Source organism: Tolypothrix campylonemoides VB511288_2 (assembly GCF_045999855.1).
Lineage (GTDB): Bacteria > Cyanobacteriota > Cyanobacteriia > Cyanobacteriales > Nostocaceae > Scytonema > Scytonema bouteillei_A.
The window spans coordinates 48620-67804 of sequence record NZ_JBFPMW010000019.1 but is presented as its reverse complement, the minus strand read 5'-3'; the positions used below and the strand labels follow the sequence as shown (position 1 = coordinate 67804).

General features: G+C 43.0%; 15 protein-coding genes. 3 read left to right on the top strand and 12 right to left on the bottom strand.

Annotation, left to right across the window (positions count from 1 at the left end; genetic code table 11):
* Window positions 1-110 precede the first annotated feature (110 nt).
* Window positions 111-1529 (top strand): PrsW family glutamic-type intramembrane protease, encoded by a 1419-nt coding sequence (locus AB0756_RS36895; protein ID WP_038087554.1) that lies wholly within the window; start codon window positions 111-113, stop codon window positions 1527-1529.
* A gap of 179 nt (window positions 1530-1708) precedes the next feature.
* On the opposite strand, the gene AB0756_RS36890 is transcribed toward AB0756_RS36895, so the two are convergent.
* The 5 genes from AB0756_RS36890 to ndhM all read right to left on the bottom strand — a co-directional run bounded on the left by AB0756_RS36890 (window position 1709) and on the right by ndhM (window position 9013).
* Entirely contained in the window at window positions 1709-2350 is a 642-nt protein-coding gene (locus AB0756_RS36890) for a hypothetical protein (protein ID WP_038087559.1), read from the bottom strand.
* Window positions 2351-2491: 141 nt separating this feature from the next.
* Window positions 2492-4075 (bottom strand): CHAT domain-containing protein, encoded by a 1584-nt coding sequence (locus AB0756_RS36885; protein WP_038087601.1) that lies wholly within the window; start codon window positions 4073-4075, stop codon window positions 2492-2494.
* Between the two features lie 156 nt (window positions 4076-4231).
* Window positions 4232-6604 (bottom strand): PP2C family protein-serine/threonine phosphatase, encoded by a 2373-nt coding sequence (locus tag AB0756_RS36880; protein ID WP_082051679.1) that lies wholly within the window; start codon window positions 6602-6604, stop codon window positions 4232-4234.
* 416 nt (window positions 6605-7020) lie between these two features.
* Window positions 7021-8340 (bottom strand): esterase-like activity of phytase family protein, encoded by a 1320-nt coding sequence (locus AB0756_RS36875; protein WP_038087562.1) that lies wholly within the window; start codon window positions 8338-8340, stop codon window positions 7021-7023.
* Between the two features lie 298 nt (window positions 8341-8638).
* Window positions 8639-9013, bottom strand: a complete 375-nt coding sequence (ndhM, locus tag AB0756_RS36870) for an NAD(P)H-quinone oxidoreductase subunit M (RefSeq protein ID WP_038087566.1) — start codon at window positions 9011-9013, stop codon at window positions 8639-8641.
* A gap of 961 nt (window positions 9014-9974) precedes the next feature.
* Between ndhM and AB0756_RS36865 the strand changes: the two genes are divergently transcribed.
* Window positions 9975-10256, top strand: coding sequence for an Npun_R1517 family heterocyst differentiation transcriptional regulator (locus AB0756_RS36865; protein WP_038087569.1), 282 nt, complete (start codon window positions 9975-9977; stop codon window positions 10254-10256).
* Between the two features lie 297 nt (window positions 10257-10553).
* Here the strand turns inward: AB0756_RS36865 and AB0756_RS36860 are convergent, their stop codons facing one another.
* The 3 genes from AB0756_RS36860 to ctpB form a co-directional block, all read right to left on the bottom strand.
* Window positions 10554-11249 carry a response regulator transcription factor gene (locus tag AB0756_RS36860; RefSeq protein ID WP_038087572.1) on the bottom strand — a complete coding sequence of 232 codons (696 nt, stop codon included), beginning with the start codon at window positions 11247-11249 and terminating at the stop codon, window positions 10554-10556.
* 293 nt (window positions 11250-11542) lie between these two features.
* Window positions 11543-12487 carry a glycosyltransferase gene (locus tag AB0756_RS36855; RefSeq protein WP_050045620.1) on the bottom strand — a complete coding sequence of 315 codons (945 nt, stop codon included), beginning with the start codon at window positions 12485-12487 and terminating at the stop codon, window positions 11543-11545.
* Window positions 12488-12564: 77 nt separating this feature from the next.
* Window positions 12565-13905, bottom strand: coding sequence for a carboxyl-terminal processing protease CtpB (gene ctpB / locus AB0756_RS36850; RefSeq protein WP_038087574.1), 1341 nt, complete (start codon window positions 13903-13905; stop codon window positions 12565-12567).
* Between the two features lie 300 nt (window positions 13906-14205).
* Here ctpB and AB0756_RS36845 point away from each other — a divergent pair, with 300 nt between their 5' ends.
* Window positions 14206-14904: a YdcF family protein gene (locus AB0756_RS36845; RefSeq protein ID WP_038087577.1), complete on the top strand. Its 699-nt coding sequence runs from the start codon at window positions 14206-14208 to the stop codon at window positions 14902-14904.
* Between the two features lie 26 nt (window positions 14905-14930).
* Here the strand turns inward: AB0756_RS36845 and AB0756_RS36840 are convergent, their stop codons facing one another.
* The 4 genes from AB0756_RS36840 to AB0756_RS36825 form a co-directional block, all read right to left on the bottom strand.
* On the bottom strand, window positions 14931-17318 hold the full coding sequence (locus AB0756_RS36840) for a single-stranded-DNA-specific exonuclease RecJ (RefSeq protein ID WP_038087579.1): 2388 nt from the start codon (window positions 17316-17318) through the stop codon (window positions 14931-14933).
* Between the two features lie 3 nt (window positions 17319-17321).
* Window positions 17322-17960, bottom strand: coding sequence for a GNAT family N-acetyltransferase (locus AB0756_RS36835; RefSeq protein WP_038087583.1), 639 nt, complete (start codon window positions 17958-17960; stop codon window positions 17322-17324).
* A 30-nt stretch (window positions 17961-17990) separates the two neighbouring features.
* Window positions 17991-18818, bottom strand: a complete 828-nt coding sequence (locus tag AB0756_RS36830; protein WP_038087587.1) for a PD-(D/E)XK nuclease family protein — start codon at window positions 18816-18818, stop codon at window positions 17991-17993.
* Window positions 18819-18908: 90 nt separating this feature from the next.
* Complete coding sequence (locus tag AB0756_RS36825; RefSeq protein ID WP_072040734.1) at window positions 18909-19148, bottom strand: hypothetical protein; 240 nt, start codon at window positions 19146-19148, stop codon at window positions 18909-18911.
* Between the last annotated feature and the right edge of the window lie 37 nt (window positions 19149-19185).

Below are 19185 nucleotides of genomic sequence, written 5' to 3'. Positions count from 1 at the left end.
TTTGTATGAAGTAAGCCAAATTCTATTTAGAAATTTTGCTATCGGGTGGTTATGGTTTCGTATTACTGCCAAATTATTTTAGATAATAGATTAAACTACCCTGTAACTCGATGACAGGAAAAAACGCAAGACAGAAAGCAATTCTGCGGCAAGTGACTGGCAAAGGAGCTGCTTTTGTGTCAGAAGTTCAACACGCGCTACTTCCTACCCAAGAAGTAGTCATTGGACGAGACCCAAGTTGCCAGCTTGTTCTAGACGCCATGATGTATCGCATGGTATCTCGTCGCCATGCAGTTGTTCGTCCTCTCCCTTCATCGCCAGACGCAGAATCTAGCTGGGTAATCTGTGATTTAAATAGTGCTAATGGGACTTATCTCAACGGACAACGGTTACAAGGTTGCCAGCAATTGATGTCAGGAGACCGCATCACTCTGGGTCCAGATGGTCCAGAATTCTTTTTTGAGTACGAGCTTAACTACCAAACTACAGTCGTTTTTCAAACAAGTGCAAGCCCGCTTCCTCCTGCCAATCAGCACCAATCACCGACAACTCATTACAATCCCGGTCCCCCACCGGGCCAAGATTATCTGAGTTTCACGCAACTGTTTCCCATTATTTCTACTGGTAAAGATCTCACTCGTAAAGCTTACCTCATACCGGGAATCATCACGGTGGTATTTGTGGTATTGATGTTTGCGACTGTAGGTCAGCCAAACAATATGAACCAAAAAGTTGTGGCAACTTACATAGCTTTTGTTGCCTACTACTTTATTTACCAGTTGTGTGGTAAGCAAAAGCCTTGGTGGGTGCTGATGATTTCAGCATTAACGACCGCACAAATTTTGGGGTATCCCTTGAAGAGTTTGGGAACTCCCGTATTAGATTTATTTATATTTGTATTTCGCAATATTTTACCCGGTAATCTGCCAACAGAACAAGAATCTGTCACCTTTACGGAATTGCTAGTACGAATGTTTTTTGGTGCTGGCTTGATGGAAGAATTGCTGAAAGCAATCCCTATTTTTGGAGCGTATTTTATCGGCAAATTTTTACCATCGCCATGGCGCGAACGTGTAGGTGTTTCGGAACCTCTTGATGGAATTTTACTGGGAACAGCTTCAGCCGTCGGTTTCACAATGACAGAAACCCTCAGGCAATACGTGCCTCAAATTACTCAAACCTTCCTAGAAGAATCAGGACAAGATGCAGGTCAACTCGTAGGGTTACAACTGCTGATTCCCCGAATCTTGGGTTCTGTCGCCGGACACATGGCTTATAGCGGTTATTTTGGATACTTTATTGGTTTGGCAGTTCTCAAACCCTCTAAAAGTTGGCAAATACTACTCGTTGGTTATTTGACCGCATCTGGATTGCACGCATTATGGAACGCAACGGGCGTGCTTAATGGCTTTTTATTAGTGGTTGTTGGGGTGCTGTCTTATGCATTCTTGATGGCAGCAATTCTTAAAGCTCGCGCACTTTCACCAACTCGATCGCAAAACTTTGCTACACGTTTTCTCGGAAAGTAATACTCTTCTGTTAATTTACCCATCGCCGATCGCTGTTTTTGAATTAAAAGGGGGTTTTATGTCTGCAGATAATAGGCAATTGCTGCGTTGAGAAAGAACAATCCTGTTTGTGTCGCCTGTAATATAGAGCAACTTGCCCCCTGTCAAAGAAAGCGCCGACCAAAGTACAATTGTACTTTTTAAGCTTCCTCCTGAATGCTCTTAAGTTGCTTGAGCGCGTGATAAGCGATCGCCATACTAACTTTAGCTTTTTCAATTTCTGAAATATTTGTCCATTCGCGGTTCCCAACCATATCAATTACAGAATTTTCGGTTTGAGTTTCGCCGCTTCTCATAGCAAATGCTAGGGGTCGTGCCATCACAAATAAGTCATCTGCATCCCATTGGGGTAATACACTTTGAACGCACTGTACGAGTTGTTCGCCGACGGATTGTTGGGAATTCAACATCTCGGTTGCTTTTTGAGCAATGCTCTTGAGCCAGTCTTGAGGTATGCGATTGGCAAAACTTGCTTGTAAATTTTGTTGAAGCTCGGACAGAAAAGCAGATTTTGTATTATGCTTGTAGTGTTCGGAATTAAATAACCCAGACCAGAGTGTGTCTAATGTGTTGTAGAAACTGCTTGAACGCATCGCGAGTTCTTCATTAAGCACATCCTCCATTTGGAACTGCTGCTCTATTTGCAAATAGTAGTCATCAGAGTGTTCTTCCGTGGGGTTCCAAGGATATGTAGCATCTTCGTCTTCTAGGAGTGTATGTAGGAGTTCTAATTCTACTTGAGAAGTTTTAAAAGTGTTAGAACCGTTGATATTGTTAACCATTTGTCGCCTTCCTTGTTGTTTTATTGTGGTAATGAGAGCTACAGCTGCCTCAGTCTGTTTTCCGCAAAAAAATTAGATTTACCGAAAAAATGAATTTTTTTCTAGCAACAGATGCAGCCTGAGAATGCGTACTTCAAGTTTTCAAGTATTGTCGATTGTAAATTCCCAGGGTTGACTTTTTGTACTTCCAAACTTTAACTGCATTCCAGATTGTAAAGGGACTTCCTGACGGTGGATTTGTTGCCAACTGTTACCGCGTAAAATCCAAGTTGTACCGTAAGTGGATAAATCTTGCAGATAGTAATTTCGCACTGGGGTAGCACCTGTAAAAGTATTGCGACACAAAATTTCGGCATGCCGTTTGGAAACCGAAGGTTCTGGTATGACAATATCATTTTCTGTAGTACGACCGATACGAGTGACTCCCGGTCGCAGCGACCAAGTTTTTCCTCCGGAAGAAAGCGATCGCAACGAAGCATTGGGAAGCATGGAAGCTATACCGGGGATAGAAGTTTCTGGGAGTTCTGTAATACTTTCGTCAAAACTTCTGATTAATTCGCCATTGTAGTCTGGATGCAAGTAAAGGACTGGCAAAGTCCAAGCGGGTTGATTGAATTTGTAAATGGTCAGTAGTTGTTGTCTTGCTTCTGCGACTGCTTCATCAATGGGTTTTCGCGATCGCAGTGCGTGGGCAAAGGCTTGAATAAAAGTGTGGCTTTCGCGATCTGCTATTTCATCGCGCATTGCCAATACAGCAGGTACCCCTTGACGTATCAGGACTTCTGACAAACTGCTGTAAGGAATGGCTTGGTGATTGCTTTGGGCGGGTTGCGCTCCCCAGCAGGAATTAAATACTGCTAATTTTACACCTGTACGGTTGAGAACCTGTGCCAACTCCATACCATTAAGAGTTAAATCTGGTTGTCGTTGTAAAAATAGCAAGCCCCCATCCGGTCCGGGTAAACCGTGTCCTGCATAAAACAAGATGTTGTACGCTTTTGTTTCTAGTTGTTGAATCAACTCTTGTGGAGTGGGTTGCAGGAGTGTTGTCACCATACAAGGCGCGTAGCCGCTGTAATGACTCCCTATAAGAGAACCGTTAGAAAGCGTTTGTTCTAGAATAGCTGCTTCTTTTTCCAATTCCAGCTTTTCATCTTGACCTAATACCAAAAGTATGTTTAGAGCTTGATCGGCGCGTAAATATGGTAGGGATTCAACTTGACTGGTGGTGCGACTGAAGAGTATCTGTTGCGAAAGTGAAATTGCTGATTGACCTGCTTCGCGCTGCATAATTTCCCAAGGCAAGGCAATCAAATCCGGGTCGCGAATTTCTAACCGGACGTGCAACCGCATATGTTGACCTGCTGCCAAACCACGGCTGTGTTCAAAGCTATTGAGAATAGCTCCATCAAACACCCAACTCCACAAGCTAATGCCCAAGAATTGCATCAAACGACTGCTGTAACTGGTGCTTTGACCGGTAGATGGTGTCATTCCATCTAGGGGAAGTGGAGTTTTTGGTGGAGGTGTTGTTCCTGGGGAAATATCCAAGCGACTATGACCGGAAAACATCGCCTGCCACTCTTGCCACGCTTGGGAGAGAAGAGGAGGCCACAGACAGTCACGCAAAACATAGCCACTGGGGTTGGGAGCATTCACCACCCAAATGGCAAAACTGTCGGTGCCGGTACTAAGGCGGGCGATCGCCAGGTTTAAAGATGGCATGGATTCGTTTATCTTCGTTAATCTAAACAGGTCAAGTCCAATAATTTCAAATAACCATTTGAAATGGCAACTTTCTTTGCCTTTCAAGTTTTTTATCTAAAGTTATTACCCTTATTTTTCAGGCTTCTACCAGTTTATCGATTTTTTGACTCAGCGCTACTGTTCTGATGAATTCTTAGTACCTTTAGTTGGTTTTGGTTGAGTGGAAGCCGTAGGTACTGGAGGTTCCGTTTCACCCGATAAATCTCCTGAACTAGAGGTATTTGGTTGGCGTGAGTGAGACTGACATTGTTTCCTTTGAGTCTGTGTAGCTGGATTAAGGGTTAAGTTTTTGCGTTGGGAAGGAGCAATTTTGACTATTTGCCCTTTGAAAAGTTGGCTTTTAGGACGTGGGGAGGGGGAATTCGACACTAAATCGCCATCTCCTGGTGTGGATAAAGAAGTCGGCTGATTTTGTATTCCGCCTACAGAACAAACTTTAAAATAAACCCAAGACAAATCTCGATCTGTGGGATTGTTAGCTGTTGCTGATGCCGGTGGAATTTCTAGCAAAATACTGCGTGCTGGGACATCAATATTACTTTCTGGCGATGGATGTGTCTTAAAAGATTCTTGACGATCGGTCACAATAATTCTTCCATCCTCACCAATGGGGCTGTTGGAATTATCAGGGGATGATGGAACGCCACCAAGATTGGGGATGTTAACTTTTCCCGCTAGAAGCGAAAACCAATCTTGCTGCCATGCCAGTAATCCCAATAAAGCAGCTACTGACAGTAGGATTGGAAGAACTACCAGATGTGGTGAAATATTGAATGTTGGATGCTGCTCGGCAGTAACGACTTCAGTTTTTTGATTGCGAGCGTGCTCTTGTGGCAATACAGTTGGGCGACTGTTGACTGCTATGGTGGAAAGATCTACGCTCGGCGGTTTGATGACTGATTGCGGCTCTGAGTATTGAACTTGACAGTGGACTAGAGCGATCGTGACATTATCATGTCCGTTTTGATTGTTAGCAATTTCCACCAACTTATCCGTAGCACTGGCTATATCCAAATTCTTATCTAAAATTGGTAAAATTTCTGTTTCCCAGTACTGTTCTACACGGTCAAAATCACTCAACCCGTCCGAACATAATAAGAAAACGCTATCTTCGTCAACGATAAACCGTTGGGAAGTTGGGTGTAACGAACTGCTAGCACTCATGCCTAAAGCTTGTACCAATGAGCCTGATGCTCCCTGTTGCACGGCATCTCGGTATGTAGCGTAGCCCAGGCGCACTTCTCGCGAAGCCACATCATCGTCTAGCGTTACCTGATAACAACCTGCTCGCGTAATCCAATAAGCGCGGCTGTCACCAACGTGAGCGATGTACATTTCGTGAGCAACAGGCAATGCCATCACTAGGGTTGTACCCATGCGCTGACGCCCCTGTCGGTGTTCGCTGTCGTTACGTTGGCTAATTTTGTCGTTGGCAACTGCAGCTGCTCGTTCTAAATCTTCTAGCAGGTTTGCAGGGCTGATATGGTCGGGAGGAATGGTTACCAGATCGTGCATCTGCTGGTAGATGGTCTCGATTGCCAAATTGGATGCTACACTTCCTCCCTCGTGTCCGCCAATTCCATCGCAAACGATCGCTATTGCTGTTTGGTGTGGTGGTTTGCTGACCACAGTTCCACTAGGTGGGTAGCAGGAATCTTCATTGCGCGGGCGATTGGGGCCAATGTCGCTTTTCGTAGAAATTTTGATTGTGGGTTTTTGCCACTTGCCTACTTCTGCTAGCCCTTTGTCCAAAACGGCTATGAGTTGCTCTGCCGATCTCATCTCTTGGCTGATTAAAGAACGGCATATTTCCTTGACAAATTCCGCGATTGCTGGTCTTACCTTGTGGCATAATTGCTGCTGCCAAAATTCCCCCAATTCTGCCAAATTGGGGGTTTGTTTGTCATAACGCAGTTCTAGCAGGCGTACCAACGGACCTTCTGCCCTCAGGACTTCTGGGGTCAGTAAACTTGAAGCTACCCCCTCACCTGCTAAGGGCTGCCATAAATGAGCTATTTGCCACAACCAATTCAGTTGGCGCATTGATGTTGCTGTTTGCCAAGCCGTCGTTAGCTCGCTTTCTAATTGCACATCTAACTCCGCTGTCTCTTTGATACACAGCGGTGGCTTTTCTAGCAGTAAGATTTCTCTGGATGTCGTTCCTTCTAGTTGTAATACTCCATACACTTGCGGTACATACAATCGGTAGGGAAATAACCTTAAGTACGGTCTAACCGCTGGTACGCTTTCTACATCTGGTGTTTGAGGCGGTAAACCAGGTTTTGTGTCTAAAAGAACAGATTTGCTGATGACTAAATAGCGATCGGCTAATAACTCTTTTGGTTGAGCCACGCTTATACCATCTGCTACTGCCCAAAGATACCGCTTGGGCAGTAGCGTACAGCATTTTTGGCAGAACTTTGATGTCAGGGAGTTTGGAGTCTGACAGGATTCATTGGGGCAGAGCATTGCCGCGTCATTTTCCATAGTCTTCGCACCGATCGGCTCTATTGGCATTTTCTCAACAGCATATACTTAGCGGTACTTTTTACCACTCTTGATATATCCAATTTTGGATCGCGATTTTAACTTGCGGACAAAACTAGGGTGCAAAGTGTTCTGAAAAATTTGCCCAACTAAGGGAATAAGTACCCTGTCTGCATGACTGTATGCAACAATATGAACTGAATTTACTTGCATAACCCCTATTGTCTGAGGCATAAAGTTAATTTCGACACCTCTCTATTAATGATTGTAAGTTGAAAAACATAAAGATATTAAACTATTGTTACCAGATTATTAAAACCTTAGCATTTCTGTGGTAGGTTATCTTAATGAAAGTTTATCTAACTTTTCTTCAGCAAATGATACAGATTGAACAAGCTTCATCAAAAATTAACAAGTCATCGGTCAAGCTTGATTAAAATGAATTCTGTATTATCAATCTGTTTGGGATTCCGACCTCTGGTATCGGCGTAATTATTGTCGTTCACAACTAGTAACGTTCTGTCATCTACAGGTAGTACAGTCTCGATAGTTACAAAAGGAAACGCAAACACACCATTGACAGTGTCTTGACCTCCGATACCTTTAGGGTCTCGAATTTTTAATAAATCTACCAATAATTCTTTTTCTAAAAAACCTTCTTTGTTCATCTTCGTAATATTGATTTTGTATAGGCGTTTGAATTGAGCGGGGGTTTTAAATGCTGGTTTGTTCGGATCTCCTTGGGTGTTATCCCGTTCTATGACAATAAACTCTCGATCGTTTATCGCTGTCAGTTCTCCTATGGCGTGACTGGAATCTTCCATAAGATAGGAAAAAGTTTTTCCGGAATACTGTTTGCTAGTTAAGTCGAATTCATATATTAACAGGCGCTTTTTTTGCGGCTCTTGCACTAATGCCCCTTCTAGCATCGCATAAAGTTTTGTACCGCTACTATTGAGTGCCAACCCTTCAAACCCTTTAGAACCGGGAAGAATAGCAGCTGTTACTCGTGCTTCATCATCTGCTAAATTAGCCAGATCGGGATGGTCGGGAGATTTTATAAAATTTAACTTATCATTTTTCAAGAACAAGGGCAAAGGAACTGGCGCATCTAAAAGTTCCCCATCTTTTCCAAGATGTAGCAAAAACGGACCGAATTCGTCCCCCATCCAGTAAGTACCATCGTTGATTTGACGGAAAGATTCAATATCAAAATCTCCCCCAGTCAGCAAGCGATTCTCTTTAATAACCTTGCTGACTGAATTTGTACTATTTGGATAAAAAGTTAAATCGGCAACAATAGGGAAATTAACTTTTCTGTTTCTATCATTTAATTCTATAAAACTCTGACGATTAAAGCTTTGAAGTCTTTCACCAGTTTGTATATTTATAGGAAAAACTCGACCTGTTGTGAAATCGGGTTCTACTGCGTAAAGCCGCAACACATAATCGGGGGAATTCGCTTTTGCTCCAAAACCGTTATCCGAAATGACCAGATATGTACCTTTTCTAGAAGCAGCGATCGCACCCGAAAAACCCTGTACTGGTTGTGCATTGACAAAAGGAGTTGTGCGATTGGTTTTCTTAAACAAACCTGTAGTTAATCCTGGGGCAAAGGTATCAGCATTTAAAATAGCACGTCCGATAAGTTTAGCCGCATTCACTGAGGAGTTAAGCAAAACAACCAATATCCATGCAGGCTGCAATCCTAACAGGACACTGACAAATTTGAGCATTGGAATAGGGATTGGGAACTGATGACAGGTGACGGGTGAGAGGGGATAAGGATGACAGGGAAGACAGGGGGGACAAGGGAGAATCAAGGAAGAGACGCGGAGAATGTGGGACGCGGGGACATCTCAGATGGGGATTGAACCCCAGCTAAGATGAGCGACTTATAGAAGACGGGGTGAGCGTGACCCCTTGGGGTTGTCGCCCCGGACGCAGGGCTAGAGACTCTCGGCTTTCCTGTGTCTCTACGCCCCTCGTCTCTTCGATAACCCCCAATCCCCAGTCCCCAATCCCCGAGCGCGACTACAGCCCGTATGCTTCTTTCTGGTCGTCTGCTGCGACTTGAGGAAGCCCCATACTGTAGTTAACCACACGTCCGGTGAGACTGTAGCTGATTTCGCCTTTATGCAGGAGACCTCGCACAAAATGTTCCAAATCCGAACCAATGCGACGTAGGTTATAATCTGTCAGATCTGCACCACTATATGTTTCCACCAATTCATCAAATTTCCGATACACTCTTTGGAGAGCATCTTCATTCCAATTAAATTCATTGTCTGGGTCAACATCTAGGGTTAAAACCTGACTGCTAGGAACCAGTTCTCCATCCGGATCTATCTCAGCTGCAAAAATTCTGATATGCCGAGTTGTGGACTTGACTAACATTGGATTGTCCATGGATCTGTTCAGTGATGAATTGGGTGATCTCGCTCTCACTCATTTTAAACTAGGATCTGAGGAGAACCTAGAATTGCTGAACGCAAAACTCAACACTAGCTCCCACGCTGTCTTCTGAAGGTTGAGTGTTTTCGTCTCCACTGGAACCGTAAAGGAGTTGTAGCGGTCTGGCATTTGAAGAATAGAGGACAGCTAGCTATGGTGAAGGCAGTTCCACGGCAAACATTTGCGCTCGCTCAATATGAGAATAATTCTTTTCGCATCCGCTAGCGTCTAACCCCCAGCCCAATAGAATTTTCCGGTTTTGTTGTCATTTCATAAAAAGGAGTAGTACTCTTTTACTGGTCACTTTCTCAAGTTTAGCTACCAAGCATGACCTTGCTCCATATGCTAGGAAAGAACTGGGGTTAAATATTTAACTGGAATAATTCGATCTGTGTCAATATTTTTCCTTAGAAAAAAATTTTTCCCCAACTGCTTTGTTCCTTCTATGTCTCTTGTTTTTGTCAAATGAAAAAATGTACGTTTAGTTATTTCTACGGAATTCTGTCACAGCAATGTCTGGCTTTCTTTAGATAGAAAATAACCAGCGAATTTACTTACGTATTACCACCAGTGATTCAGTAAAAACTCAAACTGTTATTGACGTTTAGATAAAGTTGATGTAAAAACCTTTAAAAAGATAGAACTACTTCTTACAGAAACTTTATTGTATAGAATCATAAAAACTGAATAATAGTTTATGGTCTCCTTGAACCATAGCTAGGACAGAAACCAAAAAACCAGACAAAAAAGTCAAGCCGGAAAATACACAGGAGAGAAAAATGCAAGACCAAGTTTGTTGAAACACAAAAACTCTTAATTCAAACATTTTGGATGTCGAAAAAATTATAAAGAACACTTGCTTGCTTTTAAGCACTCTTCAACCAAATAACCATCTAGCGAAGGACTCCTAAAATCTATGAACTCCAAAGCATTACCACGCCAAGTCAATAGCATCGACGTAGGTGTTTATGAGTGTGAAATACATCTCAAATTTAGGTTGATTGAGGAAAAAAGTCTTTTAGGCGATCGCGATCAGCTTTTGCAAGTACTGCTAGATGCTTTAACTGAAGGCTCTGACGACTTTTTAGAAACGTTACAAGCTTCTGTAAAGGCGCAAGAAGTCTCCGAGTTAAAAGCCTCTCCACAAATGAGACGCCAGCTGATGCGTTTACGCAATGCAACTGACGTCACTCAGTAGTCAAGGACATCCCATGTCTTGGCTCGCTCCGATTCTTGGGTGTAGAAAGGTGAATTTTTTTAAGTTTGCCACTGAGCTTACTTGTTCTCTCAATGACTCGGCTTATTTTATTTCCTCTTACCCACCTTAGTACTAGAGCTAGTATTTACCTTAATCCTTAGTAAGGTTACGGGAACCAATGGGTGCCTACCTAGACTAGATATAGCAATTATCCGCACCTTTAAGCGGGATTATGTTTCTAATAATTTAAATTTCAGGGTAATCATTTCTACCATTAACAGTGACCCACGGTCACTGTTACTTTGCCAAACCGTGTTCCAAAGCAAAACGAACCAACTCTGTGCGACTGTTAGTTCCAGTCTTACTAAACAAACGGCTAACGTATTTTTCTACATTTCGGACACTAGTATCTAAGCGCCGAGCAATTTCTTTATTCATTAACCCCTCAGCAACTAGATTGAGAACGCTTTGTTCTCTAGGAGTTAAGTCAATAGCAAAAGGGGCTGGGGATTGAGCAATTGCACTTTTCTGAGTCAACAAAGCTTTAATTTGAGCAATCTGATTGGCAAGTTCTGTAATATTGAGCGCTTCGCCATCTTCAGTGGGTGCAGGAGTGCGAGAGGAACGGCGTTCTAATAAATTCTCCACAATCGCTACTAACTCGTCAGGATCGAAAGGTTTTGGCAGATAAGCATCAACACCTGCCTGGTAACCTTGAATGCGGTCGGTTGTCATTCCTTTTGCAGTGAGAAATATCACGGGGAGCGAGCGAAAACGAGGGTCATCTCGCAATTGCTTGAGGAATTGGTAGCCATCCACCTGAGGCATCATAATGTCTGAGATGACCAAATCTGGTAGGTTCTGTTGCACTAACTCCCAGCCCTCTCGGGCGTTACTGGCAACCTGAACGCTGAAACCGCTCTCTTGCAAATAATCTTTCACTGCTTCACGCAATCCCGGCTCATCATCTACCAGTAACAATTGTCCTGCCATCTACGGTATCCTTACCACTACTTTTCTCCAATTTAGCGAAATTTAATGACAATAAGGAGAAGATAAAGAAAATAAAAGGCGATCTATTGTTTTGACTTTTAAGTTTGAGTGTGTTAATAAATTTTTTTAATAAAAAGAAAATAATGTATATTTATTTACCATGTCTGCACTTCTCTTTAGCAAAGTCAAATTAATAACTCAGCATAAAAGGAAATTTTATAAGAACTTAACAAACGCGCAGTAGTGGGTTTCGTTCCCAGGCTCCACCTGAGAACGAACAAACTGATTATCGGTCACCGATCGCTGTTTAGCCACTCAATAGTTTTGGCATTTTCTGGTAATTGAGCATCTCTTTGCCCTTGAGCGCGTGCTTTAGCTGTAAATAACCCAATAGGAGTACCTAATAGATCCACAAGGCTCGCTTTACCGAGAACAGCTTTTATCGTATCTCTTGGCAGTTCCTTAAATACCCAACGCCCAAAGCGGTAGAAGTACTCTGCTCGCTTCATATCCCGCATTAACTCCACACCATGCAGTTCGTGTAAATAGCGATTTGAACGCCCGTAGCGCCGCCATTGACTTTCCAGTTCTTTCAATGTTGCGCGGTGACGGTGTTTGACGATGGCTTCAGGAGCAAATTCCAGACGTCCTATATTTTGCTGTAAGATACGCCAACAAATATCTGCATCTCCACCAGTGGTCAGGTAAGGACGAAATAACCCTATTTTTTCAAAAGCTTCCCGTCGAACAGCCAAGTTCGCAGTTTGACCGTAGGGATAAAAGGGATGAGCAAGAGTGTGTTTCTGAGATAACGTGTCTTGTCGGTCTGCGTGTTGTTCTAGTAATGTGGTTCCGTGCAACGCCACAACTTCACCCGCAACGATCGCTACATCTCGATTCTCAAAAGGCGCAATGAGTGACTTCAACCATTCCGGTTCCGGACGACAATCTGCATCAGTAAAAGCCAGTATCTCACCAGTGGCAGTGCGAATACCAACGTTACGAGCAGCGTAAGAACTTTGAATTTTTGTTTCGCTTAAAGGGTGAATTGTAATTGGACTATTTTCAGCAGCAGATTGGAGTAGAGTGGTCGTGCGATCGCGACTGTTGTTATCTACCAATAAATACTCTACTTTCTCCTTGGGGTAAGTTTGATTTACTAGGTTAGATATGAGTTCTGGTAAATCTGCTTCTCCATTATAAATAGGTATAATTACCGATATTTTTGGCAAAAACATAAATTGTTTATGGCTAGTGGCTAATAGCTAGTGGCTAATAGCTATTAGCCATTAGCTATTAGCCATTAGCCATTTAGCTACAATTTCAAATCGTTAGCGCTGTTGGTCAACGACTGTAACGGTTGTTTTGGTGATACGGGCTGAGCAAGACCGTTGGTGGATAGGATGGAGAGTGCTCGCGCATAATGAGGGTCATTCTGAGTTCCCAGCAAATCGGGATTTGCTGCTAACTGACGCTGCTGTGCTTCTGTTAAGTCTAATTTAATATCTGGGGCGATGCCTTTGTGATTAATATCTGTTCCTTTAGGAGTATAATAGTGAGCGATGGTGACAGCAACACCGGAACCATCTGTAAGTTCGTGAACTGACTGTACTAGTGCTTTTCCAAAAGTTTGACTGCCAATAACGACTGCTCGGTTATTGTCTTTCAGTGCTCCTGTGAGAATCTCGCTAGCACTTGCGGAATTGTTATCGACCAAGACCACTAGGGGGCTATTTGTTATAGCAGTGTGATTTGCTTTAGTTTCCTCGCTACCGCCCTCACGGTCTACAGTTTTAACAATTGCTCCGTTGTCGAGCCACATTCGAGCAATTTCAATACTAGCCTGTAACAAACCACCCGGATTGCTACGTAAATCCAACACATAGCCATCAACTTTTTGAGCATTCAAATTGCGGATAGCGCGTCGCATTTGACTTGAAGCGTGAGCGCTGAACTCCCGCAAACGAATATAGCCAATACGCCGCTTACCTTCTTGCTTGAGGGTATAACGTACTGTTGGCACTTCAATAGTTGCTCGTGTTAGCTTCACATCAAAGGATGGCTGTCCTTCGCGTCCCAAGCGCAAAGTTACCATAGTGCCTGATTTGCCGCGAATGAGCTTAGAGGCGTCTTCCACTTTCATTTGTTGAGTGGGTTTGCCATCAATTGCTAGGATCGTGTCTCCTGCTTTTACACCCGCTTTCAGTGCAGGAGAATTTTCAATAGCTTCTACAACAGTCAGCTGCTTGTTTTTTTCATTAAATTCCATCCGGATACCAATTCCAGAGACTTCTCCAGATGTTTGATTGGTAAGAGCTTCGTACTGTTTGGGGTCCATAAAGCGAGTGTAAGGATCGCCCAATTTTTCTAAAGCTTCCCGAATAGCAACATAAGCTTCATCGCGGGAGGTATAATCTTTACCTAGCAAACTCTGGCGAATTGCTAACCAGTTCTGTTTGTTGAACGAAGAATCGACATACTCACGATTTACAAGTTGCCATACTTCATCAACTATCGCCTTCGGGCTATCTTGAAGTGCAGCACGCACCGAATGACACCAGACCGGACCAAATACAGAAAGAGAGGCCGTTGAAGCTATAGCTCCACCGATCAGGGCTACTTGGAGCGGCGAGTGGCGTTTTGCAGATTGATTCATGTATATTAGCTGGAATAATTGTGTTGTTGACAGTGTAGCAATCAGGTTTTTTAAGGACTATAGATTTTTTTGTTTGTGTAAACCTTCTTCATTAACTTTCCTTGATGTTTCTTTAAGAATACTGGGTCACCTTTCAACCAGTTGTTATAACATAGCTCGCGTTTTCCGCAAGCTTAATGCTATATTGTGGCACTTTGATGCGTGCCATTCTGCGATCGTTATTACTCTATTAAGATAGCATTTAGCTAGTTAGATCGGTGTAGCAGAATTCACCTAAAATAGAGTGGTATTAAACACTTAATGAAACGCCAAGTAACAAACAGTAGATTCAACCTCAAGGCAATACTGTCCGGTAAAAAGTGGCAATTTTTACAGAAACTAGTTCTTGGACTGTGTATTGTATTAGCCACCTTGCTGGTTTTTAACACTATAACCCTAATTTCTGCCTCCTCCAAGCCTGTAGATGCCTTTTTTGTACTTGGTGGAAGTATAAGACGAGAAATTTATGTTGCAAAATTGGCAAAACAATATCCACAAATTCCGGTTCTGATTTCTCAAGGTTCCCAAGACCCGTGTATCTGGTTGATTTTCCAGCAAGAAGCAGACCAAATCCAGAACGTTTGGCTGGAAAAATGTGCAGATTCTACTTTTGGGAATTTTTACTATGGTATTCCAATTTTACGTCAGTGGAAAGTCCGTAAAGTAAAAATGATTACCTCACCTACTCATTTACCTCGAGCTAAATGGTTGGCACAGATTTTCTTTGGCGCTCAAGGTATTTGGGTAGAAACAGAAATTGTTCAAGAGCAAGGTGTCCCCGGTAATCAAGAGTCTTGGTTGAAAACAGGATTAGACATCACACGCAGTTTATTGTGGGCGGGGTTAAGCCCCATCATTCAACCGCGCTGTTCTTCTGTCACACAACTGGCAGAAGTGAAGATGGATGTTTGGCAACGGCAAGGTTTTAAATGCGAACGTCAGGGGAAACTTCGTCGTTAGTTGTGGGTTGTGATTCCTACTCACCACTAACCACTGTTTGCGATCGCTTCTACTGTAGATAAAGGCACATCCGCAAAATACTGTTGCTGAAATTGTTCTTCTCGGACAGCGACTAAAAATTGGGCAATGGCTGTCTCTGCAAGGGTTGATTCAATATTTGTGTGTTGAGCAAAAATGAAAGCACGATCTTGGCGCGTGATTCTAAAACCTAAATATTTTAAACCTCTTAACCCCAAAAGTAATGGGTGATCGCCGATACCAAGTTTTTCTAATAACTGAATGCGAGTGACTGGTTGATGTGTACGGCTGAGGTATTTGGCAAGCCCTACCAGAGTTAACCAAATTTGTTCTGGCGGTTTGTGGTTTGGTTTGCTCCAAGCAAGTGCAAGTGGTTGTCCCTCGTAAAGGGAACGTTTCAACCACGCTCTTAAATCGTCCCAACTAGTCGGACATTTTTCGATAAGGAGGGGAACGGAGGAGGGGGGATTGGGGGATGGAGGGATAGAGGGGGAGGTATTACGCCAATCGAGTATACGTGCCGATCGCTGGCTGAAAGCCGATTGCTGTAAGGAACGTACTGCTACAATTCGGATTTCGTAACGTTTTTTAAAGGTGTTGTAATCGAGTTCGACTATGCACTCACACCTTCCTAGAGGTAATTCATCTTTATAATGTCCCCACCACACCCCAGGAAAAGGGTTTTTTGTGGAATCATCCCGAATGTCAAACTCGGCTTTAATGTACTGTACTTTTTTTCCTCGCGAATCTTGCTGATTTCGATGCCAAGCGTTCTCAAACCAGCAGTTTTGAATCAAAAGTTTTGGTACGGGATTACCCATTCCGCAGGGTTCTAGCAGTTTCAGTTCTAAAAATAATTCTTTTCCCAAATCTGCCACTGTCACCGCTATGTCTGCTTCTAGGGTTGGTATGAGGTTTGTACCTGCCAAAGATCGTCGTAACTGTTGGTTGATTGCTTCTGTAAATAATGGAATATTCTCTACTGGAAGACTTAATCCCGCTGCATAGGGGTGTCCTCCAAAACGGTGTAAAAGATGTGCCTGTTCTTTGACGAGTTGGTACAAATCGATTGAGTTAGCTGAACGAGCAGATCCACGGGCGAGAAGAGGAGAGGAAGAGGGGGAGAGGGGGGGAGAGGGGGGAGACATGGTAGCAGGTTTCTCCCGGTCTCCCATCTCCACTCCTTCTGTGCTTAACAAAATAGTTGGTCGCCCTGTCTCTTGTGCGACTTGTCCGGCAACCAATCCCAAAACACCTACAGCCCATTGAGGGTCTTCCAGGACAATAACGCTAGTAGTTGATAAGTCCATTCTGGCTAGCTTTTGCTCTACTTGCTGGGTTACATCTTTTTGTAAAGATTTACGGCGGGCATTAGCTAGTTCTGTCATCTCCGCAAGTTCGCTGACTCTTTTATGGTCTCGACTTGTCAGTAATTCCACGCAAAAACTTGCATCCCCTTGAATGCGGCTGACAGCGTTGATTCTTGGACCCAATCCAAAGGAAATATCTGTGGGGCGATCGCCATTTTTTTGACACAATTCCAACAAGCGTCCCACTCCAGGACGCCGCCGCATTTCAGGTGTTTTCTTAAAATCTTCTTGCAGTCGCTGAATTCCCATTTGTGCTAAGTGGCGACAATCTCCACGCAACTGGACTAAATCCGCAATTAGCCCAACGGCTACTAAATCCAGTAAATCTTCTAGTGAAGACCTTTGTGGAACACTTGGCAAAGTTTGATAAAGAGCTTCCACCAACTTATAAGCTACAGCTACACCAGAAAGATGAAACAGTGGGTGAGTGTTTGGTAAATATCGCGGGTTGACGATCGCTGTTACTGCTGGACGTTCTGCTGGTAAAGTGTGGTGGTCGGTAACAATAATATCTATACCTAACTGTTTCGCATAAGTAATTTCTTCTATATTTGTACTGCCCGTGTCACAAGTTACAATTAATTGAAAACCTTTTCTAGCTAGGTTTTCAATTCCTTTACTGTTCAATCCATGGGATTCAGTAATACGATTCGGAATGTAGTAAGTTAATTGCTTGTTTTGGGTAAAAAATTGTCCCAACCCATCCCATAAAACAGCAGTGGAGGTAATACCGTCTGCATCAAAGTCACCCCAAATAGCAACTTGTTCGTTGTTTTCCCAAGCGAGCTCTAACCGTTGTACAGCCAAATACATTTCTTGCCCAAACTCAAAGGGGCTTGCCGATTGATAAGCTTGAGGACTGACAAAAGCAGCTAATGTTGCTTCATCTTGTATTCCTCTTTGCCATAACAACTGTGCTGCAAAGTGTCCTCCTGATGCGGGAGCATATTGTTTCACCGCCTGAATAAAAGATTCGGGCGGTTGTCCAGTTTGTGCAAGAATCCATTGCTGTTGTGGTACGGACATGACCTAAACAGGAGTTTGTTCCTCAGTCGTTTGAGCGTCAGCTACCAAAGTATTAAGGGCAATTTCACCAGCGACTCCATCAGTTTTACGGGGACGCATAGCAGGACGAGAACGCTTATAACCTGCTCTTTCAGCTTTTTGATGTTCGTAGTCAATCAGTCTGCCATAGTACTCGTGCCTGCTAAGATTCATGGATAGGAAAATATGTTGGCGCACATTACCAAAACCTTTGCGGGTAAAGAATTTCACTGCAGGAACATTGGCAGGATCTGTGTCTACTAGCATGAATCGCGCCCCATCTTCTATCATGCGTGAAACAACTTTATCAACTAATTTATCTCCCACGCCGCGACGTTGAAACTTAGGGCTGACTCCCAACCACAAAATGTATCCGTATGTCCAACTTGCTTTGGTAATGATGGTTCCCAAAATGAATCCTGCAAGATGCCCATCAGCTTCGGCAACCAGGCAGTATTCTGGATCGGTGTTGTAAAGTCCTATCACCTCCCATTCATCCCAGCAACGATATAGATAAGGATATAAATCGCTGGTAAATAACTCTTCGCCCAAGTGGTACACAGGGGCAATGTCGTCTATTCCTAATTCGCGGACGTAAACCGCATCACTATCATCAAAATGCATAAAATAATAAATTTAGAAATTATCCGCAGTTTACAAGCTAACTTCTTGAATACTCTCTATATTTAGTAAGGTTGTAGCTGCTAGAGCAGGAGTTGCAATCGCAGATGTTTGCTCGAATATAGCTTGCGTTCTATTGCAACGTGTCGTGTACTGACAGTAGTTGCAGGCTTTGCTACCGTCAGATTCTTGGGGAAATGATTCTCCTTTGTAATAACGTTCTAACCAATATGTTAACCGGTTTAGGAGTTGATTCAGCCTGTTGGCAGTTTGCTGGTGTTGAAAGTTGCTGTAAACAAATTTTACACTTTGTAATTTATCTTCAGATGGAACAAACCAGTATGTCATGGAAATATTTTCTGGCAAATAATTGCTAGTCTCAGCTAATACGTACATATAGAGCCGTGTTTGCCAGTTTTGTTCTAATTTGCTTTTTAATGGGGGTTTTGGATAAGTTTTCCAGTCATGGATTTGTGCTTGCTCTTTATCTGCAATCAATAAATCGTAGATAACCGTCAGTAAATAATTTTGAACTTGGAGTGTACGGTAATGTTCGCTTTCACGAAAGGATTGGGTATGAGAGGAGGGCGTCAAAATTTCTGGTGCTGCATTAGCAAAAGCTGTCATCCAGCTTTGTAATTGAGCATCTTCTTTTAAGAGAGCGTCAACAGGTAATCCCATTTCTCGCTGTTGCATCAGCAAGTGAAAGCGACTACCCAAAATTTGCCGTTCCTCATGCTCTGGGTTAGAGGGAGAATGAAGTTGTTCTAAGTAAGTATGTTGAAATTGGCGGGGACAACGTTCAAGCACGTTGAGTTGTCCTTGCGACAGTCGTAATAGTTGAGGGTGAGTGGTCAGCATGATAAGATTTTAAATTATCATCTTACACTGACTCAACTATTAGCTGTGAATTTGATAGTGGGGAATCTTGGATGTCATATTTTTAGGCTATTAACGCGATGATTCGTAAATCATTGCGATCGCAAACAGGCAAAAGACGAAAACGGTTGCACGACCTATCCATTGCCATACACTTGCTGAGAACAAAAACGCAAGAATTGAAGAAACACTAAAAACGTGAGAAAGAATGTAGGCTATTGCAAAGCCAAGCATAACCAGTAAAAAATACCTAAGTATTTTACAAGCCCATTTGAAAAGTAAACTATTCTCGTCAGTAAGATTAGTTTTCATTGCCTTGTCCTAAATTGGAAGTTGAATCTATTGAGAG